The sequence below is a fragment of the Micrococcus sp. UYEF5 genome (genome assembly GCF_040546065.1).
GTDB lineage: Bacteria > Actinomycetota > Actinomycetes > Actinomycetales > Micrococcaceae > Micrococcus > Micrococcus luteus.
On sequence record NZ_JBEPNB010000002.1, the window covers coordinates 288,686 to 311,732 of the forward strand.

Here is a 23,047-nt window from a genome sequence, read left to right on the forward strand (position 1 = left end):
GGCCCGGGTGAGCCGGGCATGGACCTGCTGGGCGCCCTCGCGTCCGGCCGCCTCGACCCCGCCGCCGGTGCCTCCGCCGCCCGATCCCCGCACGCCGCAGCGGACGGGCCCGAGCGGCCGGTCTGCTCGCGCCGCGGGTGCACCGCGGAGGCGACCTGGGCCCTGGAGTGGAACAACCCGCGCGTCCACGCCCCGGACCGCGTGAAGACCTGGCTGGCCTGCGCGGACCATCGACCCTTCCTGGACGACTTCCTGAGCGCCCGCGGCTTCCTGCGGCGCTCCCGCCCACTCGACCCGCCCGCCACGGAGGCGCCCGAGGTCGAGACGCCCGAGACCCCGCAGGAGCCCCCGCGCCCATGAGCACCCCCGCACCCATGTCGGCCCCGACCGCCCGCGACGCCGAACGCCTGCCTCCCCTGCGCTTCGGCTTCCTCGCCACCGGCCCGTGGATCCTCGGCTTCGTGCTGTGCATCCTCTTCGCGTTCCTGTGCCATGCGCTCGCCCAGTGGCAGTGGGACCGCCGCGTGGAGGTCCAGCACCGCGTCAACCGCGTCCTGGAGAACTACGACGACGACCCGGTCCCGTTCGCCGAGGCCTCCCGGCTGTTCACCGCGTTCCAGACCGAGGACGAGTGGACGCCTGTGACACTGACCGGCGAGTACCTCGTCGACGAGACGCTCATCGTCCGCAACCGTCCCCGCGCCGGCCAGCCCGGCTACGAGGTGCTCGTGCCGTTCCGGACGGACGAGGGCCCCGTCGTCGTGGTGGACCGCGGCTGGCTCCCGGTGGGCAACAGCCCGGGTCAGCCGGACGCCGTGCCGGCCCCGCCCGCCGGCCACGCCGAGGTCGTGGTGCGGGTCAAGCCCGGGGAGCCGGCCCTGGACCGCGACGCCCCGGACGGCCAGGTGCCCTCGATCGACCTCGCCGAGATCGCCGACACCGTGGGCGGGCCCGTGGCCGGGACGGCCTACGGGATCATGGTCACGGAGGACCCGGCGGTGGAGTCGATGCCGCAGAAGCTCGTCGAGCCCACCCTGGACGAGGGCCCGCACCTGTCCTACGCGATCCAGTGGTACCTGTTCGCGGCCATGGGCTTCGGGGTGTGGGGGTACTCCGCGTGGATGCGCGCCCGCAACGACCGGGCCGACGCCCTCGACGACGCCGCGGACGACGGGCTGCTCTCCGCGCACCGGGTCCCCCGCGCCAAGCCGGCCCGGCGGCGGCGCGACGGGCGGCTTACGGACGAGGAGGCCGAGGACGCGCTCTTCGACTGAGCCCGCCCTCCGCCTCGGCGGCCCGCGCACTCAGGCGAGGGTGATGAGGTCCCTGTAGTCGTCGTTCCAGAGGTCCTCGACCCCGTCCGGCAGCAGCACCACGCGCTCGGGGTCGAGCGCCTCGACGGCGCCCTCGTCGTGGGTCACGAGCACCACGGCACCCTCGTACTGGCGCAGCGCATGGAGGATCTCCTCACGGCTGGCGGGGTCGAGGTTGTTCGTGGGCTCGTCCAGCAGCAGCACGTTCGCGCTCGAGGCCACGAGCGTGGCCAGCGCCAGGCGGGTCTTCTCGCCACCGGAGAGGACGCGGGCGGGCTTGTCGACGTCGTCGCCCTGGAAGAGGAACGATCCGAGCAGCGTGCGCGCCTGGGTGTCGCCGAGCTGCGGGGCGGCGTGGCGCATGTTGTCCAGGACCGACGCGTCCTGGTCCAGGGTGTCGTGCTCCTGGGCGAAGTAGCCCAGCTTGAGCCCGTGGCCCGCCTGGACCTCGCCGGTGTCCGGGGTCTCCTCCCCGGCGAGCATGCGCAGCAGCGTCGTCTTGCCGGCGCCGTTGTAGCCCAGGATCACCACGCGCGAGCCGCGGTCGATCGCCAGGTCCACTCCCGTGAAGATCTCGAGCGAGCCGTAGGACTTGGAGAGGTTCTCGGCGCGCAGCGGCGTCTTGCCGGAGGCCTGCGGGGTGGGGAAGCGGATCGCGGCCACGCGGTCGACCGCGCGCTCGCCCTCGACGCCGCGCATGAGCCGCTCGGCGCGCTTGATCATGTTCTGCGCGGCGGTGGCCTTGGTCGCCTTGGCACGCATCTTCTCGGCCTGGGCCATGAGGGCCGAGGCCTTCTTCTCCGCGTTGGCGAACTCCCGGCGGCGGCGCGCCTCGTCCTGCTGGCGCTGGGCGAGGTAGTTCTTCCACGTCATGTTGTAGACGTCCATGGTCTGCCGGTTCGCGTCCAGGTAGAGGACCTTGTTCACGGTCATCTCCATGAGCTCCACGTCGTGCGAGATCATCAGGAGGCCGCCGGAGTAGGTCTTCAGGTAGTCGCGCAGCCACACGATCGAGTCGTGGTCGAGGTGGTTGGTGGGCTCGTCCAGCAGCATGATGTCCGCGTCGGAGAAGAGGATGCGGGCGAGCTCCACGCGGCGGCGCTGGCCGCCGGAGAGGGTGTGCAGCGGCTGGTCCAGGACGCGGTCCGGCAGGCCGAGGTTGGACGTGATCCGGGCGGCCTCGGACTCGGCCGCGTAGCCGCCGCGGGCCTCGAACTCCGCCTCCAGACGGGAGTAGCGGTTCATCGCCCGCTCCCGCTCGGCGTCGTCGACGGCGGCCATCCCGGCCTCGGCCTCGCGCATGCGCCGGATGGTCTGGTCCAGGTCGCGGGCGGAGAGGATGCGGTCTCGGCCGGACTGGTCCATGTCCTCGACCTTGGGGTCCTGGGGCAGATAGCCGATGCGCCCGGTCCGGGTCACGGTGCCCGCCGTGGGCTGCCCGCCGCCGGCCAGGACCTTGGTCAGCGTCGTCTTGCCGGCGCCGTTGCGCCCCACGAGGCCGACCTTGTCCCCCTTGTCCACGCGGAAGTTCACCTCGTCCATGAGGAGACGGGCGCCCACGCGCAGTTCGACATCGGTGACGGTCAGCATGGGGGTGTCAGACTCCAGGGGTCGAGGGAAGAACAGGGGTGCACCGGCGGGGCCCGGGCGATCCCGACGGGCGGGGGCCAGTGCGGTGCCGGGCCAGTCTAGTCCGTCTACACTCTGGCCCCATGAGCTTCAACGAGAACGTGCAGATCGACGCCGGCCGGGCCCGATCGGGCGGTGGCGGCGGGCTGGGGGGCCGGGGCATCGCCATCGGCGGTGGCGGCGGCCTGCTCGCGTTGCTGCTCGCGATCTTCGCGCCCGGGCTGGCCGAGCAGCTCGGCATCGACACGGGCGGCGGATCCGCCGGACAGAGCCAGTACCAGCAGCAGACGGGCTCGGGCGGCCAGGGCCAGCCCATCTCGGACGAGGCGTGCGCCAGCGGTGCGGACGCCAACCAGAACACGGACTGCCGCGTCATCGCGACCACCGAGGCCGCGGACGAGTTCTGGGGCGAGTACCTCGCCCAGTTCTCGGACATCCAGTGGCGCCAGCCGCAGCTCACCCTGTTCCGGGGCGGCGTGAGCACCGGCTGCGGCAGCGCCTCCTCGGCCACGGGCCCGTTCTACTGCCCGGCGGACGAGTCCATGTACTTCGACACCGCGTTCTTCGAGACGCTGCAGACCGACTTCGGCGCCGAGGGCGGGCCGCTGGCGGAGGAGTACATCGTGGCGCACGAGTACGGCCACCACGTCCAGCAGGTCACCGGCTACCTGCAGCACTCCAAGGACGGGACCACCGGCCCCACCTCCGGCGCCGTGCGCGCGGAGCTGCAGGCCGACTGCTTCGCCGGCATGTGGGCCGGGCACGCCGCTTCCACCGTGGACCCCGAGTCCGGCGCGCCGTTCCTGAAGCCGATCTCGCAGGACCAGCTGCGCCAGGCCATCGACGCGGCCTCCGCCGTGGGCGATGACCGCATCCAGTCCACCCACACCGGCCGGGTGAACCCCGAGGCGTTCACGCACGGCACCTCCGAGCAGCGCATGGCCTGGTTCATGCGCGGCTACCAGAGCTCCCAGCAGGAGCCGGACATCCGTCAGTGCGACACGTTCCGGGCCTCCTCCCTGGACATCTGAGCCGGGAGCCCCGGGGCGCCTGCGGGCCCGTCCGCACTCCCCCACCACGACGGCGGCCCGTCACCTTCACGCAGAAGGTGACGGGCCGCCGTCGTGGTCCGGGCCGGATCAGATGTTGAAGCCGAGGGCGCGCATCTGGTCGCGACCGTCCTCGGTGATCCGCTCGGGGCCCCACGGGGGCATCCAGACCCAGTTCAGCCGCCACTCGTCCACCATGGTGCCGATCGCGCGGGAGACCTGGTCCTCGATCTCGTCCGTGAGCGGGCAGGCCGCGGTGGTCAGGGTCATGTCCACGAGCAGCGCGCCGTCGTCGGCGTAGTGCAGCCCGTAGAGCAGGCCCAGGTCCACGACGTTGACGCCCAGCTCCGGATCGATCACGTCCTTGAGGGCCTCACGGATGTCCTCCGTGGGCGCCTGGTTCGTGGTCTCCGTCATCTCAGGCCCCCGCCGCGGCCTTCTCGAAGCGGGCGTAGCCCTCGGCCTCGAGCTGCTCGGCGAGCTCCGGGCCGCCGGACTCGGCGACGCGGCCGTCCACCAGCACGTGCACGTGATCCGGCTTGATGTAGTTGAGGATCCGCGTGTAGTGGGTGATCAGCAGGGTGCCCATCTCGTTCTGCGCCTGGGCGCGGTTGACGCCCTCGGAGACGATGCGCAGCGCGTCGACGTCGAGGCCGGAGTCGGTCTCGTCGAGGATCGCGAACGTGGGCTTGAACAGCTCGAGCTGGAGGATCTCGGCGCGCTTCTTCTCGCCGCCGGAGAAGCCCTCGTTGACGTTGCGGTTCATGAACGCCGGGTCGATCTGCAGGGCCTCGAAGGCGCCCTTGACGTCCTTGGTCCAGGTGCGCAGCGAGGGGGCCTGGCCGTCGAGCGCGGTCTTGGCGGTGCGCAGGAAGTTGGTCATGGTGACGCCCGGGATCTCCACGGGGTACTGCATGGCCAGGAAGAGGCCGGCCTGCGCGCGCTCGTCGACGCTCATCTCCAGCACATCCTCGCCGTCGAGGGTGATGGAGCCGGAGGTGACCTCGTAGCGCGGGTGGCCGGCGATGGTCGAGGCCAGGGTGGACTTGCCGGAGCCGTTCGGGCCCATGATCGCGTGGGTCTCGCCCGTCTCGATGGTCAGGGAGAGGCCCTTCAGGATCTCCTTGGGGCCGTTCTCGGTCGCGATCTGCACGTGCAGGTCGGTGATCTGCAGGGTTGCCATGGTGGTTCTCCTCGGGTGGAAGGCGGTGGGGTCTGCGGGGCGTCGGTCAGAGCTGCGCGATGCGGAGCTCGTCCTCCATGACGGCGGTCAGCTCGTCCTCGACGTCGCCGATGCCGATCTTCTGGATGATCTCGTTGAGGAAGCCGCGCACGATCAGGCGGCGGGCCTCGGTCTCGGAGATGCCGCGGGCCATCAGGTAGAACAGCTGGGTCTCGTCGAAGCGGCCGGTCGCGGACGCGTGGCCCGCACCCTCGATCACGCCGGTCTCGATCTCCAGGTTCGGCACCGAGTCCGCGCGCGCCCCGTCGGAGAGCAGCAGGTTCTGGTTCTTCTCGTACGTGTCCGTGCCCTCGGCCTCCTTGCGGATCAGCACGTCGCCCACCCACACGGTGCGCGCGTCCGTGCCCTGCAGGGCGCCCTTGTAGAGCACGTTCGAGACGCAGTCCGGCTGGTTGTGGTCCACGAACAGGCGGTTCTCGAGGTGCTGACCGGCGTCGGCGAAGTACAGGCCGTACATCTCGGCCTCGCCGCGCTCGGCGGCGAACCGCGCGGTCGGGGTCAGCCGCACCACGCCGCCGCCGTAGGACACGGCCACGTGCTTGAAGTGCGCGTTCGTGGCGACCGAGGCCTGCTGGGCCGAGACGTGCACGGCATCGCCCTCCCAGGCCTGCAGCGCGACCACGTTCAGGCGGGCGTCGCGGCGCACGTCGAACTCGACGTTCTGGGCCAGCACGGCGGTGCCGCGGTGGGCGATCACGACGTCGGCCTGCGCGTTCTCCTCCACGAGCACGGTCAGGTGCATCGCGGCCGGGTCGGAGGAGGAGCCGACGACGTCGATGCGCACCGGCTCGGCGACCTCGCCGGAGATCGTCACGACGGTGGCCTCGGAGACCGAGTTCCAGGCCGCGGCGGACACGCGGTCGTCCGGGGTCAGGACGGAGCCGACGCGGGCGTCGTCGCGGGCCACGGTCTCCACCGTGACGCCGGCCTGCTCGGCCACGGTCACGGCGGGGGCGGCACCGGTCAGGCGCGCGTCGTCGCCCTCGGGCAGGTGCAGCCCGCCCAGGCGCTTGAGCGGGGTGAAGCGCCAGTCCTCCTCGCGCCCCGTGAGCACGGGGAAGTCGGACAGCTCGAAGGAGCTGAGGCGATCGGCGCGCGAGCCCGCGGCGTTGCGCTCCCGGCCCCCGGCCCGGGCGGCCGGGTTCTGCGCGGCGGTGAGCTTCTCGCCCTCCTCGCCCATGCCCGGGATCATGGTCCGCTGGGTGTTCTCAACGGTGTCGGTCATGTCAGCCCACCGATCCTTCCATCTGCAGTTCGATCAGCTTGTTGAGCTCGAGCGCGTACTCCATGGGCAGCTCGCGGGCGATCGGCTCGATGAAGCCGCGCACGATCATGGCCATGGCCTCGTCCTCGGACATGCCACGGCTCATGAGGTAGAAGAGCTGCTCCTCGGACACCTTCGAGACGGTCGCCTCGTGGCCGAGGGTCACGTCGTCCTCGCGGATGTCGATGTACGGGTAGGTGTCGGAGCGGGAGACCGTGTCCACGAGCAGGGCGTCGCACACCACCGAGTTGGCGGAGCCGTTCGCGCCCTCGGCGATCTGCACCAGGCCGCGATAGGCGGCGCGGCCGCCGCTGCGGGCCACGGACTTGGACACGATCGAGGAGTTCGTGTGCGGGGCCATGTGCACCATCTTGGAGCCGGTGTCCTGGTGCTGGTCCTTGCCCGCGAACGCGACGGAGAGGGTCTCGCCGGTGGCGTGCTCGCCGGTCAGGTACACGGCCGGGTACTTCATGGTCACCTTGGAGCCGATGTTGCCGTCGATCCACTCCATGGTGCCGCCGGCCTCGACCACGGCGCGCTTGGTCACGAGGTTGTACACGTTCGTGGACCAGTTCTGGATGGTGGTGTAGCGCACGCGCGCGTTCTTCTTCACCACGATCTCGACGACGGCCGAGTGGAGCGAGTCGGACTGGTAGATCGGGGCGGTGCAGCCCTCGATGTAGTGCACGTACGAGTCCTCGTCCGCGATGATCAGCGTCCGCTCGAACTGGCCCATGTTCTCCGTGTTGATGCGGAAGTAGGCCTGCAGCGGGATCTCCACGTGCACGCCCTTGGGCACGTACACGAAGGAGCCGCCGGACCACACGGCCGTGTTCAGGGAGGCGAACTTGTTGTCGCCGACCGGGATCACGGTGCCGAAGTACTCCTCGAAGATCTCCGGGTGCTCCTTGAGCGCGGTGTCGGTGTCGAGGAACACGACGCCCTGCTCCTCCAGGTCCTCGCGGATCTGGTGGTAGACGACCTCGGACTCGTACTGGGCGGCGACGCCGGCCACGAGACGCTCGCGCTCGGCCTCGGGGATGCCCAGGCGCTCGTAGGTGTTGCGGATGTCCTCGGGCAGGTCCTCCCAGGTCTTGGCCTGGCCCTCGGTGGAGCGCACGAAGTACTTGATGTTGTCGAAGTCGATGCCGGACAGGTCCGGGCCCCACGCCGGCATCGGCTTGCGCTCGAAGTACTTGAGGGCCTTGAGGCGCAGGTTGCGCATCCACTCCGGCTCGTCCTTCTTGCCGGAGATGTCGCGCACGACGTCCTCGTTCAGACCGCGGACGGCCTTCTCGCCGGCCGCGTCGGAGTCGGCCCAGCCGTACTGGTAGGCGCCGATGGCGTTGAGCTCGGGGTTCTTGTCGAGGATCTCCTGGATCACGCCGGGGTCGGCGGTCTCCGCGGAGTCCCGCTGGACGATCTGGTCGGTCATCTCAGCCTCTCTCACTAGTCACTGCGGTCGGGGTCGGTCGGGTGGTCGGCGGGAGCCGGGGCGAGGCCCGCGCGGCTCAGTCGCGGCCCAGCGGCACATGTGTGGTGCACACGTGGGCGCCGGCGGCGAGGGTCGAGAGCCGGCGCACGTCCACCTCGAGCAGGCGGGCGAACAGCGCGGTCTCCTCTTCACAGAACTCCGGATGGCGCGCGGGAATTCCCTGGAACGGGCAGTGCCCCTGGCAGACCTGGTCCGCGCGGAGGGTGGGCGCCAGGCCCGCGCCGAAGTGGCGCAGCGTGCCGGCGTAGCCGGCCTCGTCGAGGACCCGGGCGAGGATCCGGGTGCGGTCCTGCAGCGCGGTCTCCCGGCCGCCGACGGCGGCCGTGAAGCGCTCCTCGATCTCCCGGAAGGCGTGGCGCGCGGCGCGGCGCACCTCCTCCTCCCCGCCGAGCTCCTCGAGGCGGGCCAGGGTGTCCAGGGCGACGGCGAGGTGGTCCTTGGGCAGGTGCTCCTGCGCGTGCGAGGTGACCACGTAGCGACGGGAGGGCCGTCCCGCGCCGCGGGCCGCGGTGACCCGCTTGACCTCGACGAGCGAGTCCTCCTCGAGCGCGTCCAGATGGCGGCGCACGGCGGCGGCGGTCAGCTCCAGCTCGCGACCGATCTCGGCCGCGCTCACGGGTCCACGCGTCAGGACCAGCTGCAGCACACGCTCGCGCGTGCCCTCGGCCGGGGCCGGAGCGGGGGGCGACGCAGACTGATCCGAATACACCACGCCATCATGACCTATTGATCTGGAACGGTTCAAGTGAGGCTCGCCTGGCTTGATGACGCCCGCGGCGGAACCCGCGTCAGACCGGGCGCCCCGGCCCCACGAGCCGGGGTCGCAGGGCCCGAGGACTAGACTGGCACAGTGCCCCGACCTCCCCTGACCCCGGATCCCGTGCCGCGCGACGAGCCCGTCCTGCGCCTGAGCGACGTCCACCGGAGCCTCGGCCGCGGCCGGTCCCGCACCCCCGTCCTGCGGGGCGTCGACCTCACCGCCCGTGCCGGCGCCGTCACGGTGCTGCTCGGCCCCAACGGGGCCGGCAAGTCCACCACCCTCGGCCTCTGCCACGGCATGGACCGGCCCGACGCCGGCACCGTGCGCGTCTTCGGCGCAGACCCGTGGCGGGCCTCCGCCGACCTGCGCGCCCGCATCGGCGTGATGTGGCAGGAGGGCGGCCTGCCGCCCGCGATCCCCGCCCGCCGCTTCGTCGGCCACGTGGCGTCCCTGTACCGCGACCCGCTGCCCGTCGAGCCGCTGCTGGAGCGCCTGCTGATCGCCGACGTCGCCGGTCGCCCCCTGCGCCGCCTCTCCGGTGGCCAGCGCCAGCGCGTCGCGCTCGCGGCCGCCCTCGTCGGCCGGCCGGACATGCTGTTCCTCGACGAGCCCACCGCGGGCCTCGACCCGGAGACCCGGCCCGTCGTGCACGACGTCGTGCGTGAACAGACCGACCGCGGCGCCGCCGTGCTGCTGACCACGCACCTGCTCGACGACGCCGAGCGGCTCGCGGACGACGTCGCCATCCTGCGCGCCGGCCGCGTGGTGCGCTCCGGCTCGCTGGCCGAGCTCACGCGCGTGGCCGAGGGCGACGTCGTCGACGTGGACTTCGGCGACGCCTCCCCCGACGCCGTCCGTGCCTGGGCCGACACCCTGCCCGCGCCGCTGCGCGCGGCCGGCCTCGGCGAGTCCGCCCGCCTGCGCGTGGCCGGCGTCCGCGGCCCGGACGACCTGGCCGTCCTCGCGGCGAGCTGGCGGGAGCACGCCCTGATGCCCACCCGATTCGAGCGCGCCGGACTGCGCCTCGAGCAGATCCTCCGGGAGACCGCCGCATGAGCACGCCCGTCGTCGACCACCGCGCCCCGGCCGGCATCGGAGCCCACGCGGGCGCCGCCCCGCTGGCCGCCCGCGTCCTGCGTCAGGCCGGCTACGAGACCGGCACCGCGCTGCGCAACGGCGAGCAGCTGCTCGTGACCGTGGTGCTGCCCCTGCTCGCGCTCGTGGGCGTGCACGTCACCGGCCTGCTCGACGCCCCGGGCCGATCGGGCCTGGACGTGGCCGTGCCCGGCGTGCTCGCCCTGGCCGTGATCAGCTCCGCGTTCACGGCCACCGCGATCGCCACGGGCTTCGAGCGTCGCTACGACGTGCTCGCCGCCCTGGCCACCACCCCGCTGGGCACGCTCGGCCTCGTCGCCGGCAAGGCCCTGGCGGTGGTGGCCCTCCTGCTGGTGCAGGTGAGCGTGATCGGCGGCGTCGGCCTGGCGCTCGGGTGGCGTCCGGACCCCGAGGGGATCCTGCCGGCCCTGGTCGCCCTCGCACTGGGGGCCGCCGCCTTCACGGCCCTCGGGCTGCTGCTCGCCGGCACGGCCCGGCCGGAGGCGACCCTCGCCGTCGCCAACCTGCTGTGGGTGCTGTTCGGCGCCGTCGGCGGCACGGTGTTCCCCGCCCGGGTCCCCGGCGTGGACCTGCTCCCCTCCGGCGCGCTGGGCACGGCCCTGCGGGCCGCCCTCCTGGACGGGTCCTGGTCGCCCGTCCCCCTGCTCGTGCTCACCCTGTGGGGCGCCGTGGCCGTCGCGGCCGCGCTCCGCTGGTTCCGCTGGCGGCCCTGAACCGTTCCCCGTCCCCCTGCATCGAACGATCGGAAGGACACCGTGTCCACCACCACCCCCGCGGCCCGGACCGCCCCGGCCGGACTCGCCGCCCGTCTGCCGCAGCGCCTCTCGAAGGCCACCATGGCCCTCGCCGTGGCGTCCCTGGCGTCCGAGATCGGCATCATCGTCACCGGCGGCGCCGTGCGCCTCACCGGCTCCGGCCTGGGCTGCCCCACGTGGCCCAAGTGCTCGCCCGAGTCCCTCACCAACACCCCGGAGATGGGCATCCACGGCTACATCGAATTCGGCAACCGGACGCTGACGTTCGTCCTGGTGGTCATCGCCGCCGCCATGTTCCTGTCCCTGTGGAACCTGCGCGGCACCCACCGGAGCCCCTTCTGGCTCTCCGTGGGCCTGCTGGCCGGCATTCCCGCGCAGGCCCTCGTGGGCGGCGTCGTGGTCCTGACGAATCTGAACCCGTGGTGGGTGGCCGGCCACTTCATCGTGTCCTCGATCATGGTGGCCGTGGCGACCCTGCTCGTGGTGCGCATCGCCGCCGAGCGCCGTGCCGGCCGGGCGGGGGTGCCCCTCGTGGACGGCGCCACCACCGGCCGGTCCCGTGCCGCCGCCTGGGCGGCGTTCGCGCTGACGTGGGCCGCCGTGTACCTGGGCACCGTGGTGACCGGCACGGGCCCGCACTCCGGCGACCCCGGCTCGCCGCGCCACGAGTTCGACCCGCTGCTGGTCACGCGTGCCCACGTGGTCCCGGTGTACCTGCTCCTGGCGGCCACCCTCGTCCTGTTCTTCACGGTGCGCCGCGCGGCCGGTGCCTCCCGCCTGCAGCGCGCCGCCGTGCTGCGGCTCCTGCTCGCCCTCGTGTTCCAGGCCGTCGTGGGCTACACCCAGCACTTCACGGGCCTGCCGATCGGCGTGGTCCTGCTGCACATGCTGGGCTCTGCCCTGCTCGTGGCCGCCGCGACGGAGACCTGGGACCGCCAGGTCGCCCGCTACGTCACGGCCGGGCCGGGTGTCCCGGTCGAGGCCGCCGCCCCCACGCGCACCGTCGCCGCGGGCTGACGCCCCGCGCACGCGAACGGTCCCGCACCGGCAGGTGCGGGGCCGTCGTCGTCTGCGTCCCGGGGAGAGCGCCCGGGGCGGATCGGCGCTCAGGCGCCGAAGTGCATCAGCGGCGCGCCCACGAACGGGTCCACGGCCAGGGCGATGAACAGCAGCGTCAGATAGGTGATGGAGAGGTGGAAGACCTTCATGGCCTTGCGGTCCTCGAAGTCCTCGCGCTGGGCCTGCACCTGCAGCACATGGGACTCCCAGATGAACCAGGCTCCGACGACGAGCGCGACCGCGGTGTAGACGATGCCGGCCCAGCCCATCGGCACGAGCAGGAGGGAGCACGCCACGGTGGCCCACGCGTAGAGCACGACCTGGTTGGAGACGTGGCGCGCGGAGGCGATGGCGCCGAGCATCGGCACGTCGGCCTGCTGGTAGTCGCGCTTGTACTTCATGGACAACGGCCAGTAGTGCGGGGGCGTCCACAGGAAGACCACGAGGAACAGCACGATGGCCGGCCACTCGACGGTCCCGCGCACGGCCGCCCAGCCGATCAGCACGGGGAAGCAGCCGGCGATGCCGCCCCACACGATGTTCTGCTCCGTGCGGCGCTTGAGCACGAGCGAGTACACGACCACGTAGAAGAAGATGGCGGCCACACCCAGGCCGGCCGCCAGCCAGTTGGCGCCGAACCCGAGGATCAGGATGGACACGACCGTCTGCACCCACGCGAACACGAGGGCCTCGCGAGGGGTGACCTCGCCGGTGACGAGCGGCCGGTTCTCGGTGCGCTTCATGACCCGGTCGATGTCGCGGTCGATGTAGCAGTTGAAGGTGCCGGAGGCGCCGGCGGCGAGCGCACCGCCGACGAGCGTGGCGATCATGGTGAGCACGTCCGGGAAGCCGCGCTGCGCGAAGATCATGGTCGGCAGCGTGGTCACCAGCAGCAGCTCGATCACCCGGGGCTTCGTCAGCTCGACGTACGCCCGGACCTTGCGGCGCAGGGGCAGCGGGGACCGGTCGACGACGCCGGGCTCGTCGGCGGTGACGCGGGCGGCGGACGGCGACTCCAGGGAGGATGACATCTGCTTCTCACGGTGAGGGGACGGTGGGCGTGCCCGTCCCGGGGTTCGGATCGGCCACTCGGGCGGTCCGCCTGCGGGCAGGCCTTGACCCAGTCTACTCGTGTCAACGGCTGTTCGCCCGGGGGCGAACCATGTCATGGGGCGCTCGGTCGGGCCCGCCCCGCCGTCGCGCGGCTAGGCTGGGACGACGGCCCCGCGCCGCGACGCCCCGGCGTCGGCCGGGGCCGCACCCCGACGCTCCCGATCCGCCAGGAGAGAACCCGTGACCGACGCCGCGCAGCCGTCCACCCCCCCGACCCTGGACCGGGTGGCCCCGGCCCGCGGGTTCGTCTACTCGGAGCAGGACCGCCGGATGGTGGACACGCTCAAGGCGCTCTCGGCGGACGCCGTGGAGAAGGCCGGGCACGGCCACCCCGGCACCGCGATCTCGCTGGCCCCCGTGGCGTGGCAGCTGTACCAGAACGTGATGCACCTGGACCCCACGGACGACCGCTGGGAGGGCCGGGACCGCTTCATCCTCTCCGCGGGCCACGCCTCGCTCATCCAGTACCTGCAGCTGTTCGCCGCGGGCGCCGGGCTCGAGATCGAGGACATCCAGGCGCTGCGCACCGAGGGATCCAGGACCCCGGGCCACCCGGAGTACGGCCACACCCACGGCGTCGAGGTGACCACGGGTCCGCTGGGCCAGGGCCTGGCGATGGGCGTCGGCTTCGCGTACGAGCAGCGTCGCGTGCGCGGGCTGATGGACCCCGACGCCGCCCCCGGCACCTCCCCGTTCGACCACCACGTGTTCGTGCTCGCCTCCGACGGGGACATCCAGGAGGGCGTCGCCGCCGAGGCCTCCTCGCTGGCGGGGCACCAGGAGCTCGGGAACCTGGTGGTCGTCTACGACGCGAACCGCATCTCGATCGAGGACGACACGGACGTCGCGTTCACCGAGGACGTGGTGCGCCGCTACGAGGCCTACGGCTGGCACGTGCAGGAGGTCGACTGGACCAACGGCGCCCAGGGCCACGCCGTGACCGAGTACACGGAGGACGTGGAGGCCCTGTACGACGCCCTCGTGGCGGCCAAGGCCGAGACCGGCCGGCCCTCGCTGATCAAGCTGCGCACCGTGATCGGCTGGCCCTCCCCCACGAAGCAGAACACCGGCGGCATCCACGGCTCCAAGCTCGGCACGGACGAGGTCGCCGGCCTCAAGGAGGGCCTCGGGCTGGACCCGGCCACGACCTTCGACGTCGACCCCGAGCTCCTGGCCGGTGCCCGGTCCATCGCCGAGCGCTCGGCCGAGTACCGCCGCGGGTGGGAGGCGGCGTTCCAGGCCTGGCGCGAGGCGAACCCGGAGAACGCGCGGCTGTACGACCGACTGGCCGGTCGAGAGCTGCCCGCCGGCTTCGCGGACGCGTTCCCGTCCTGGGACGCGGACGAGAAGGGCCTGGCCACGCGCGCGGCCTCCGGTGAGGTGCTCACGGCCCTCGCGCCGGTCATGCCCGAGCTCTGGGGCGGCTCGGCCGACCTCGCCGGGTCGAACAACACGACCATGAAGGGCGAGCCCTCCTTCATCCCGGCCCACCGCTCCACCGCCACCTGGCGGGGCGACGAGCACGGCCGCACCCTGCACTTCGGCATCCGCGAGTTCGCGGCCGGGGCGATCGTCAACGGCATCACGATCGGCGGCCTGACCCGTGCGTACATGGGCACGTTCCTGACGTTCTCCGACTACATGCGCCCCGCCGTCCGCCTGGCCGCCCTCATGGGCACCCCGAGCACGTACGTGTGGACGCACGACTCCATCGGCCTCGGCGAGGACGGCCCCACGCACCAGCCGGTGGAGCACCTGGCCGCCCTGCGGGCCATCCCCGGGCTCGACGTCGTCCGCCCGGCCGACGCCAACGAGACCGCGTGGGCGTGGCGGACGGTGCTCGAGCACCGGGACCGCCCGGCCGGGCTCGTCCTGTCCCGGCAGAGCCTGCCCGTGCTCCCCCGGGACACGGACGGCTTCGCCCCCGCCTCGGGCGTGGCCCGCGGCGCCTACGTCCTCATCGACGCCACGGATGCCGACGGCGCGCCGACGCCGGCCCGCGCGCTGCTGATCGCGACCGGCTCCGAGGTCTCCGTGGCCGTGCGGGCCCGCGCGCTGCTGCAGGCCGACGGCGTCCCGACCCGCGTCGTCTCCGCCCCCTGCCTCGAGTGGTTCGCCGAGCAGGACGAGGCCTACCGGGCCGAGGTCCTGCCCGACGGCCCCGACGCCCCGGTCCGCGTCTCCGTCGAGGCCGGCATCGCGATGCCGTGGTTCGAGCACACGGTGACGGCCTCCTCCCCGGGCGCCCGCGTGAGCCTCGAGCACTACGGCGAGTCGGCCGACGGCGCCCGCCTGATGGAGAAGTACGGATTCACTGGCGAGCACGTCGCCGAGGTGACCCGCGGCCTCCTCTGAGGCCCGGCGCCCACGGCGCCCCGAGCACGTCCACCCCGAAGGGAAGGCACCCGCAGACCATGAGCACCCCGCAGAACCCGAACACCGCCGCGCTGGCCCAGGCCGGTGTGTCGATCTGGCTCGACGACCTCTCCCGCACGCGGCTGGACGAGGGCACGCTCGAAGAGCTGATCGCCACCCGCTCGGTCACCGGCGTCACCACGAACCCGTCCATCTTCGCGGTCGCCCTCGCGGACGCGGGCGCCTACCAGGGACAGCTGCGCGAACTCGCCGCGGCCGGCGCCTCGGTGGACGAGGCCGTCGTCGCCCTGACGACCGAGGACGTGCGCCGCGCCGCCGACGTGCTCGCGCCCGTCCACGAGCGCACCGGCGGGGCGGACGGCTTCGTCTCCCTTGAGGTCGATCCGCGCCTGGCCCGCGACGCCGCCGGCACCGTGGCGCAGGCCCGCGAGCTGGCGGCGGCCGTCGACCGTCCCAACCTCATGGTGAAGATCCCCGCGACCGTGGAGGGCCTGTCCGCCATCGCGGACGTGCTCGGCGCGGGCATCAGCGTGAACGTGACCCTGATCTTCTCGCTGCCCCGCTACCGCCGGGTGCTCAACGCCTGGCTCACCGGCCTGGAGAAGGCCCGGGCGAACGGGCACGACGTCCGCCGCCTCCACTCGGTGGCCTCCTTCTTCGTCTCCCGTGTGGACACGGAGGTCGACGCGCGGCTGCGCGCGATCGGCACCCCCGAGGCCGAGGCGCTGACCGGCCGGGCCGCCGTCGCCAACGCGCGCCTGGCCTACCGAGCCTTCGAGCAGGCCCTGGACTCGGAGCGCTGGCGCCTGCTCGAGGCGGCCGGCGCCCCCGTGCAGCGGCCCCTGTGGGCCTCCACCGGCGTCAAGGACCCCGCCCTGCCGGACACGCTGTACGTCACCGAACTCGTGGCACCGCACACCGTGACCACCCTGCCGGAGAAGACCCTCGAGGCGGTCGCCGACCACGGGGTGATCGCGGCGGACACCGTCACGGGCGCCTACGCCGAGGCCGATGCCCTGCTCGACGCGGTCGGCGCGGCAGGCGTGTCCTACCAGGACGTCGTGGACGTGCTGGAGACTGAGGGCCTGGAGAAGTTCGAGGCCGCGTGGGACGAGCTGCTCGGCTCGGTCCGCTCCGGGCTCGACGCCCATCGCTGACCGCACCCGCCCCCCGACCCCGCCGCCCGCTCGCCACGCGCACGGAAGGACCCCCCATGAGCACCCTCGGCCTCACCGCCACCGGAGCCGCCCTCGAGGCGATCGACCGCCATCTGCCCGCCCTCCTCCAGGACCGCGTCGCCTCCCGCCTCGGGGCGCAGGACGCCGACCTGTGGGGGGCGCCGGCCCGCGACGAGGCCGCCAAGCGGCTCGGCTGGATCGACCTGTTCGAGGACTCCCGCGCCCTCGTCCCGCACATCGCCCAGCTGACCCGGGAGCTGCGCGCCGAGGGCGTGGACCGCGTGCTCCTGGCGGGCATGGGCGGTTCGTCCCTGGCCCCCGAGGTGATCGCGGCGACGGCCGGCGTCGAGCTCGAGGTCCTGGACTCCACGGACCCGTTCCAGGTCTCCCGTGCCCTCGAGCGCGACCTCGTGCGGACCGTGCTGGTGGTCTCCTCCAAGTCCGGCTCCACCGTGGAGACCGACTCGCAGCGCCGCGTCGTCGAGGCCGCGTTCCGCGACGCCGGGATCGACCCCCGCACCCGCCTGGTCGCCGTCACGGACCCGGGCTCGCCGCTGCACGCCGCGTGCGAGTCCGCCGGCTGGCGCGCCGTCTTCACCGCGGACCCGACCGTGGGCGGGCGCTTCTCGGCTCTCACCGCGTTCGGCCTGGTCCCCACCGGCCTGGCCGGGGTGGACGTCGCGGCCCTGCTGGACGACGCGGAGGCCGTGCTCGACCTGCTGACCGCCGACGACGAGGACAACCCGGGCCTGCAGCTCGGCGCGGCCCTGGGCGGCACGCAGCCGCTGCGCGACAAGCTCGTCTTCGCCGACCACGGGTCCGGCATCGCCGGACTGCCGGCCTGGATCGAGCAGCTGATCGCCGAGTCCACGGGCAAGGACGGCACCGGGCTGCTGCCCGTCGTCGTCGCCCCCGGCGACCCCGAGACCGTGTGGGACGCCCCCGACCTGCTGCAGGTGCAGCTCGTCGGCGAGGACGACGTCGCGGCCCCGGGCCACGGCGTGCAGGTCGCCGGCTCGCTCGGCGCCCAGCTGCTGCTGTGGGAGGTGGCCACCGCGGTGGCCGGCCGCCTGCTCGGGATCAACCCCTTCGACCAGCCGGACGTGGAGGCCGCCAAGGCCGCCGCGCGCACCCTGCTGGACGGCCCCGCCGCCGAGCGGACGGCCGACGGTGAGGTGGAGGGCGTCGAGGTCTCCGGCCCGGCGTCCGTGACCTCTGCCCCGGACCTGGCCGGCGTGCTGCGCGCCACGGCCGCGCTGGTGCCCGAGGACGGCTACCTGGCGGTCCACGCCTACCTCTCCCGTCATGACGACGCCGAGCTCGAGGAGCTGCGCGCGGACCTGGCAGAGCTGGTCGGCCGCCCGGTCACGTTCGGCTGGGGTCCGCGGTTCCTGCACTCCACCGGACAGTTCCACAAGGGCGGCCCGGCCGTCGGCGTGTTCCTCCAGATCACGGGTGACGCCGGCCTGGACCTCGAGGTGCCCGGACGCCCGTTCTCCCTGGGCAGGCTCATCGCCGCGCAGGCCGCGGGCGACGCCCGGGTGCTGGGCGATCTCGGCCGCCCCGTGGTCACCCTGCACCTGCGCCGCCGCGACGCGGGCATCGAGGCCCTGAGGAACGCCGTCCGTGGCCGGTGAGTCCCGGACCGTCCCCCGCAACCCGCTGCGCGACCCCCGTGACCGGCGCCTGACCCGCATCGCGGGTCCGTCGGCCCTCGTGCTGTTCGGCGTGACGGGCGACCTGGCGAAGAAGAAGCTCCTGCCGGCCATGTACGACCTGGCCCAGCGCGGCCTGCTGCCGCCGGCGTTCTCCCTCGTCGGCTTCGGCCGCCGCGACTGGTCCGACGAGGAGTTCGCCGACTACGTGCGTGCCGCCGTGGAGGCCTCCTCCCGAACCACCTTCGACGAGACCGTGTGGGACCAGTTCCGGGGCGGCCTGCGCTTCGTCTCCGGCGCGTTCGACGACGAGGCGGCCTATGTCCGTCTCGACGAGGTGCTCGCCGAGCTCGAGACCTCACGCGGCACGCGCGGGAACACGGCGTTCTACCTCTCCATCCCGCCGGACTGGTTCGAGGCCGTCTCCCACCACCTGGCCGACCAGGGCCTGGCCGACCGGTCCCAGCCGGCCGACGGCCCGTGGCGCCGCGTGGTCATCGAGAAGCCCTTCGGCCACGACCTGGCCAGCGCGCAGGAGCTCAATGCTGTGATCGAGCGCGTCTTCCCCTCGGACGCGGTGTTCCGCATCGATCACTACCTCGGCAAGGAGACGGTGCAGAACATCCTCGCGTTCCGGTTCGCCAACCGGATGTTCGAGCCGCTCTGGAACGCGGAGCACGTGGACCACGTCCAGATCACGATGGCCGAGGACATCGGCATCGGTGGACGGGCGAGCTACTACGACGGCGTGGGCGCGGCGCGCGACGTCATCCAGAACCACCTCCTGCAGCTGCTCGCGTTCACCGCGATGGAGGAGCCGATCTCGTTCGACGCGGACCATCTGCGCGCGGAGAAGGAGAAGGTCCTCGAGGCCGTGACCGTCCCGGACACGCCCGAGGGACTCGCGGCGGCCTCCGCCCGCGGCCAGTACACCTCCGGCTGGCAGGGCGGCGAGCGGGTCACGGGATTCCTCGACGAGGAGGGCTTCAACCCGGCGTCCGTCACGGAGACGTACGCCGCGCTCAAGGTGGGCATCCGCACGCGGCGCTGGCAGGGCGTGCCGTTCTACCTGCGGGCCGGCAAACGCCTCGGCCGGCGGGTGACGGAGATCGACGTCGTCTTCAAGAAGCCCCCGCACCTGCTGTTCCCCGTCCACGACGGGGACGAGTTCGGGCAGAACATCATCGTCATCCGGGTGCAGCCGGACGAGGGCGTCACCATCCGCTTCGCGTCCAAGGTGCCCGGCACGCAGACCGAGATCCGCGACGTCACGATGGACTTCGGCTACGGCCACGCCTTCACCGAGGACTCCCCCGAGGCGTACGAGCGTCTCATCCTCGACGTGCTCCTCGGGGAGCCGCCGCTGTTCCCGCGCCAGGCCGAGGTGGAGCTGTCCTGGCGGATCGTGGACCCGTTCGAGGAGCACTGGGCGAGCCTGGGCACCCAGCCCGAGCCCTACGCCCCGGGCACGTGGGGACCGCCCTCGGCCGACGCCCTCATGGCCCGCGACGGACGAAGCTGGAGGCGCCCGTGAAGATCCGCATGCACGACACCACCACCTCCCAGGTGGCCAAGCGCATCACGCAGCTGCGCGAGAAGAGCGGGGTCGTGGCCCTCGGCCGCGTCCTCACGCTCGTGATCAGCACGGACGACGCCGGCATCGAGTCCGCCGTCCAGGCCGCCAACGCGGCCTCGCTCGAACACCCGTGCCGCATCGTCGTCCTGGCCCTGGGCGACCCCGCGGCCCCCACCCGCCTGGACGCCGAGATCCGGGTCGGGGGCGACGCCGGCGCCTCCGACGTCGTGGTGCTGTGGTGCGCCGGGGAGAACGCCCACGCCGACGAGTCGCTCGTCTCCGGGCTGCTCCTGCCCGATGCGCCCATCGTCGTGTGGTGGCCCGGGGTGCCACCCGGGGTCCCCTCGGCGACGGCGCTCGGTCGCCTGGCCCACCGCCGGATCACGGACACGGCCTCGGCGTCCGCGGCCGAGCCCGCCCTGTGGGCTCTGCGCGCGGGCCACCATGAGGGGGACACCGACCTGGCCTGGACGCGCCTGACGCTGTGGCGGATCCAGGTGGCCGGGATCTTCGACACGCTCGACGTGGCCACCCTGCGCTCGGTGACGGTGGACGGGGCGCCGGACTCCCCCAGCACCATGCTGCTCGCGGCGTGGCTCACCCTGACCCTGAAGGTGCCCGTGACGATCGCGCACTCGAAGGTCGGCCACGGGATCCGTGCGGTGCGCCTGCGGTGCACGGACGGGGACGTGGTGCTCTCCCGCTCGCAGTCGCAGGTGGCCCGGCTCTATCAGCAGGGCCGGCCGGTGCAGCGCATCTCCCTGCCACGCCGGACGATCCAGGACTGCCTGGCCGAGGAGCTGCGCCGCCTGGACCCGGACGAGGTCTTCGGCGCCGTGCTCCACCAGGGCCTGCCGCGCACGGACCTCTCCCCCGTGCAGGCCTCCGAACGCTGAGGGGCCCCCGGCGCCCCACCGGTCCGGGACGCGCGAACGCCCCGCACGGATCTTCCGTGCGGGGCGTTCGCGTCGGGGCCCGGCGGGGCGGCCTCAGGACTCCATGGTCAGACGCGGCAGGACGCCGAGCAGGGCGATCACGACACCCCAGGCGACCACGGAGCCGACGGTCAGGCGGGTGAGCAGACGCTGGGCGGAGCCCGAGGAGCTCATCGAGCTGGTCACGCCGCCGCCGAACATGTCCGAGACGCCGCCGCCGCGGCCCTTGTGCAGCAGGATGAGCAGCACGATGACCACGCTGAGCACGACCACGAGGATCTGCAGGGCCAGGGTCAGGACGTCCACGGGAGGGCTCCTCGGGTCGAGGTGCGGCCCCGGCGCGCGCCGGGGCCGTCACGGAGAATGCGGTCGGTCGGGCCGGACGGATCAGGCCTGGTCGAACCGGACGATCTTAGCAAACTCGTCCGCGTCGAGGCTGGCGCCGCCCACGAGGGCGCCGTCCACGTCCGGCTGCGCCAGCAGCGCCGGCGCGCTGGAGGACTTCACGGAGCCGCCGTAGAGGATCCGCAGTCCGGCGGCGACGTCGTCGCCGTGCAGTGCGGCCACGCGGGCGCGCAGGGCCGCGCACATCTGCTGCGCGTCCTCGGGGCCGGCGACCTCGCCCGTGCCGATCGCCCATACGGGCTCGTAGGCGACGACGACGCCGGCCACGTCCTGCGCCGACAGGCCCGCGATCGAGCCCTCCAGCTGGGCGAGCGTGTGCTCGACGTGCCGGCCGGCCTGGCGCACCTCCAGGCCCTCGCCCACGCAGATCACCGGGGTGAGGCCGTGGCGCAGGGCCGCGGCGGCCTTGCGCGCGACGAGCGCGTCGTCCTCCCCGTGGAGGGTGCGACGCTCGGAGTGGCCCACGATCGCGTAGCGGCACCCCAGCGCGGCCAGGAACGCGCCGGAGACGTCGCCCGTGTAGGCGCCGGCGTCCTCGGGCGAGAGGTCCTGCGCGCCGTAGGCGAGGTCCAGGCGGTCGCCGGTGACGAGCGTCTGCACGGCCCGCAGGCCCGTGAAGGGCGGGAACACCGCGACCTCCACGGCCTCCTGGTCATGGTCCGCGTCCGTGAGGAGCCACGTGAGGCGCTGCACCAGGGTGACGGCCTCGAGGTGGTCCAGGTTCATCTTCCAGTTGCCCGCGATCAGCGGCACGCGTGTGGTCTGCTCCGCCATGCTCACGCCCGCCCCTCGCCGGCCAGGGCGGTGACGCCCGGGAGCTCCTTGCCCTCGAGGTATTCGAGGGAGGCGCCGCCGCCGGTGGAGATGTGGCCGAACGCGTCGTCGGCGAAGCCGAGCGTGCGCACGGCCGCCGCGGAGTCGCCGCCGCCGACCACCGACAGGCCGCCGGCCGCGGAGGCCTCGGTGAGGGCCCGGGCCACCGCCCGGGTGCCCTCCGCGAAGGCCGGGAACTCGAACACGCCCATGGGGCCGTTCCAGAACACGGTCTGGGCGCCGCGGATCTGCTCCGCGAACGCCCGGGCCGTCTCGGGGCCGATGTCCAAGCCCATGGCGGACGCGCCGTGCGCGCCCGAGGTGAGGGCGTCCACGGCCAGGACCTCGTGCTCGGCGTCGGCCGCGAAGCCGGAGGCCATGACGATGTCCGTGGGGAGCACGATGCGGGCGGCCCCGGCCTCGGAGCGGCGCAGGTACTCGCGGACGGTGTCGAGCTGGTCCTCCTCGAGCAGGGAGGTGCCCACCTCGTGGCCCTGCGCCTTGAGGAACGTGAAGAGCATGCCGCCGCCGATCAGCAGCGTGTCGGCCTTGTCCAGCAGGTTGTCGATCACGGCCAGCTTGTCCGAGACCTTCGACCCGCCCAGCACGACGACGTAAGGCCGCTCCGGGGACTCGGTCAGACGGGTGAGCACCTCGAGCTCGGCGGCGACCAGCGGACCCTGGTAGGCCGGCAGCTGTGCCGCGACGTCGAACACGGAGGCGTGCTTGCGGTGGACCGCGCCGAAGGCGTCGCCCACGTAGGCGCCGTCGTCGCCGGCCAGCGCCGCCATCTCGCCGGCCAGTGCGGCGCGCTCGGCATCGTCCTTGGAGGTCTCGCGGGCGTCGAAGCGCACGTTCTCCAGCAGCAGCACCTGGCCGTCCTGCAGGGCGGCGGCCTTCGCGCGCGCGTCGTCCCCGGTCACGTCCGCGGCGAGGGCGACGTCGGTGCCCAGCAGCTCGGCCATGCGCGCGGCGACGGGGCGGAGGGAGTACGCGGGGTCCGGCTCACCCTTGGGGCGGCCCAGGTGGGCCATGACGATCACGCGCGCACCGGCCTCGGCCAGGTCCCGGATCGCGGGCAGCGAGGCACGGATGCGGCCGTCGTCGGTGACGGTGTCCCCGTCCAGCGGGACGTTCAGGTCGGACCGGATGAGCACGGTGCGGCCGGCGACGCCGGCCTCGAGCAGATCGGTGAGGGTCGGTGCGGGCATGATGCCTCCTGGGGTGCCGGAGCGGGGTCGGTTCACGGTGCAGTCTAGGCGGACGGCCCGGGCCGACGGAGGAACCGTCGGCCCGGGCCGTCGGGCGCCGTG

Annotated in this window: 21 protein-coding genes; 11 read left to right on the plus strand and 10 right to left on the minus strand. The window is 73.2% G+C overall.

Features of this window, described 5'->3' with window-relative positions:
- The first annotated feature begins 18 nt into the window (after nucleotides 1-18).
- Together ABIB16_RS03315 and ABIB16_RS03320 are read left to right on the plus strand one after the other, a co-directional pair.
- Nucleotides 19-360 (plus strand): hypothetical protein, encoded by a 342-nt coding sequence (locus ABIB16_RS03315; protein ID WP_152743496.1) that lies wholly within the window; start codon nucleotides 19-21, stop codon nucleotides 358-360.
- Nucleotides 357-1,274 carry an SURF1 family cytochrome oxidase biogenesis protein gene (locus ABIB16_RS03320; protein ID WP_036315243.1) on the plus strand — a complete coding sequence of 306 codons (918 nt, stop codon included), beginning with the start codon at nucleotides 357-359 and terminating at the stop codon, nucleotides 1,272-1,274. Before ABIB16_RS03315 ends, ABIB16_RS03320 begins: the two co-directional genes overlap by 4 nt.
- Nucleotides 1,275-1,304: 30 nt before the next feature.
- Here the strand turns inward: ABIB16_RS03320 and abc-f are convergent, their stop codons facing one another.
- A complete protein-coding gene (gene abc-f, locus ABIB16_RS03325; RefSeq protein ID WP_036315246.1) occupies nucleotides 1,305-2,903 on the minus strand; it encodes a ribosomal protection-like ABC-F family protein in 1,599 nt (532 codons plus the stop codon).
- 122 nt (nucleotides 2,904-3,025) lie between these two features.
- Here abc-f and ypfJ point away from each other — a divergent pair, with 122 nt between their 5' ends.
- Nucleotides 3,026-3,973 (plus strand): KPN_02809 family neutral zinc metallopeptidase, encoded by a 948-nt coding sequence (gene ypfJ / locus ABIB16_RS03330; RefSeq protein WP_101967462.1) that lies wholly within the window; start codon nucleotides 3,026-3,028, stop codon nucleotides 3,971-3,973.
- Nucleotides 3,974-4,081: 108 nt separating this feature from the next.
- On the opposite strand, the gene ABIB16_RS03335 is transcribed toward ypfJ, so the two are convergent.
- From ABIB16_RS03335 to ABIB16_RS03355, 5 genes are all read right to left on the minus strand, one after another.
- Entirely contained in the window at nucleotides 4,082-4,408 is a 327-nt protein-coding gene (locus ABIB16_RS03335) for a metal-sulfur cluster assembly factor (protein ID WP_002855327.1), read from the minus strand.
- A 1-nt stretch (nucleotide 4,409) separates the two neighbouring features.
- Entirely contained in the window at nucleotides 4,410-5,174 is a 765-nt protein-coding gene (gene sufC, locus ABIB16_RS03340; RefSeq protein ID WP_036315253.1) for a Fe-S cluster assembly ATPase SufC, read from the minus strand.
- Nucleotides 5,175-5,220: 46 nt separating this feature from the next.
- On the minus strand, nucleotides 5,221-6,459 hold the full coding sequence (gene sufD, locus ABIB16_RS03345) for a Fe-S cluster assembly protein SufD (RefSeq protein ID WP_354436041.1): 1,239 nt from the start codon (nucleotides 6,457-6,459) through the stop codon (nucleotides 5,221-5,223).
- Nucleotide 6,460: 1 nt separating this feature from the next.
- The gene (gene sufB / locus ABIB16_RS03350) at nucleotides 6,461-7,933 is read right to left on the minus strand and encodes a Fe-S cluster assembly protein SufB (RefSeq protein ID WP_049158418.1); all 1,473 of its coding nucleotides are present in this window, start codon (nucleotides 7,931-7,933) and stop codon (nucleotides 6,461-6,463) included.
- A 76-nt stretch (nucleotides 7,934-8,009) separates the two neighbouring features.
- Nucleotides 8,010-8,705: a helix-turn-helix transcriptional regulator gene (locus ABIB16_RS03355; protein ID WP_101962887.1), complete on the minus strand. Its 696-nt coding sequence runs from the start codon at nucleotides 8,703-8,705 to the stop codon at nucleotides 8,010-8,012.
- A gap of 138 nt (nucleotides 8,706-8,843) precedes the next feature.
- On the opposite strand from ABIB16_RS03355, the gene ABIB16_RS03360 reads away from it, so the two are divergent.
- Genes ABIB16_RS03360 through ABIB16_RS03370 form a run of 3 tightly spaced genes read left to right on the plus strand, consistent with a single transcriptional unit; the run spans nucleotide 8,844 to nucleotide 11,641 of the window.
- Nucleotides 8,844-9,809: an ABC transporter ATP-binding protein gene (locus tag ABIB16_RS03360; protein ID WP_225348482.1), complete on the plus strand. Its 966-nt coding sequence runs from the start codon at nucleotides 8,844-8,846 to the stop codon at nucleotides 9,807-9,809.
- The gene (locus tag ABIB16_RS03365; protein ID WP_041105178.1) at nucleotides 9,806-10,582 is read left to right on the plus strand and encodes an ABC transporter permease; all 777 of its coding nucleotides are present in this window, start codon (nucleotides 9,806-9,808) and stop codon (nucleotides 10,580-10,582) included. Before ABIB16_RS03360 ends, ABIB16_RS03365 begins: the two co-directional genes overlap by 4 nt.
- A 42-nt stretch (nucleotides 10,583-10,624) precedes the next feature.
- A complete protein-coding gene (locus ABIB16_RS03370; protein ID WP_041105180.1) occupies nucleotides 10,625-11,641 on the plus strand; it encodes a COX15/CtaA family protein in 1,017 nt (338 codons plus the stop codon).
- Nucleotides 11,642-11,730: 89 nt separating this feature from the next.
- On the opposite strand, the gene ABIB16_RS03375 is transcribed toward ABIB16_RS03370, so the two are convergent.
- Nucleotides 11,731-12,714 (minus strand): heme o synthase, encoded by a 984-nt coding sequence (locus ABIB16_RS03375; RefSeq protein ID WP_041105182.1) that lies wholly within the window; start codon nucleotides 12,712-12,714, stop codon nucleotides 11,731-11,733.
- Between the two features lie 262 nt (nucleotides 12,715-12,976).
- Between ABIB16_RS03375 and tkt the strand changes: the two genes are divergently transcribed.
- Genes tkt through ABIB16_RS03400 form a run of 5 tightly spaced genes read left to right on the plus strand, consistent with a single transcriptional unit; the run spans nucleotide 12,977 to nucleotide 20,477 of the window.
- Entirely contained in the window at nucleotides 12,977-15,151 is a 2,175-nt protein-coding gene (gene tkt, locus ABIB16_RS03380) for a transketolase (protein WP_210079359.1), read from the plus strand.
- Between the two features lie 59 nt (nucleotides 15,152-15,210).
- The gene (gene tal / locus ABIB16_RS03385; protein WP_036338557.1) at nucleotides 15,211-16,329 is read left to right on the plus strand and encodes a transaldolase; all 1,119 of its coding nucleotides are present in this window, start codon (nucleotides 15,211-15,213) and stop codon (nucleotides 16,327-16,329) included.
- Between the two features lie 56 nt (nucleotides 16,330-16,385).
- Nucleotides 16,386-17,987, plus strand: coding sequence for a phosphoglucose isomerase-related protein (locus ABIB16_RS03390; RefSeq protein WP_206495725.1), 1,602 nt, complete (start codon nucleotides 16,386-16,388; stop codon nucleotides 17,985-17,987).
- Entirely contained in the window at nucleotides 17,977-19,539 is a 1,563-nt protein-coding gene (gene zwf, locus ABIB16_RS03395; RefSeq protein ID WP_354436042.1) for a glucose-6-phosphate dehydrogenase, read from the plus strand. Before ABIB16_RS03390 ends, zwf begins: the two co-directional genes overlap by 11 nt.
- Nucleotides 19,536-20,477 carry a glucose-6-phosphate dehydrogenase assembly protein OpcA gene (locus tag ABIB16_RS03400; RefSeq protein WP_036315284.1) on the plus strand — a complete coding sequence of 314 codons (942 nt, stop codon included), beginning with the start codon at nucleotides 19,536-19,538 and terminating at the stop codon, nucleotides 20,475-20,477. Before zwf ends, ABIB16_RS03400 begins: the two co-directional genes overlap by 4 nt.
- 93 nt (nucleotides 20,478-20,570) lie before the next feature.
- Here ABIB16_RS03400 and secG read toward each other — a convergent pair whose 3' ends face one another.
- The 3 genes from secG to ABIB16_RS03415 form a co-directional block, all read right to left on the minus strand.
- The gene (secG, locus tag ABIB16_RS03405; protein WP_036315286.1) at nucleotides 20,571-20,822 is read right to left on the minus strand and encodes a preprotein translocase subunit SecG; all 252 of its coding nucleotides are present in this window, start codon (nucleotides 20,820-20,822) and stop codon (nucleotides 20,571-20,573) included.
- An 81-nt stretch (nucleotides 20,823-20,903) separates the two neighbouring features.
- Nucleotides 20,904-21,695: a triose-phosphate isomerase gene (gene tpiA / locus ABIB16_RS03410; protein WP_036315288.1), complete on the minus strand. Its 792-nt coding sequence runs from the start codon at nucleotides 21,693-21,695 to the stop codon at nucleotides 20,904-20,906.
- A gap of 2 nt (nucleotides 21,696-21,697) precedes the next feature.
- The gene (locus tag ABIB16_RS03415; protein WP_145951126.1) at nucleotides 21,698-22,945 is read right to left on the minus strand and encodes a phosphoglycerate kinase; all 1,248 of its coding nucleotides are present in this window, start codon (nucleotides 22,943-22,945) and stop codon (nucleotides 21,698-21,700) included.
- Nucleotides 22,946-23,047: the final 102 nt, after the last annotated feature.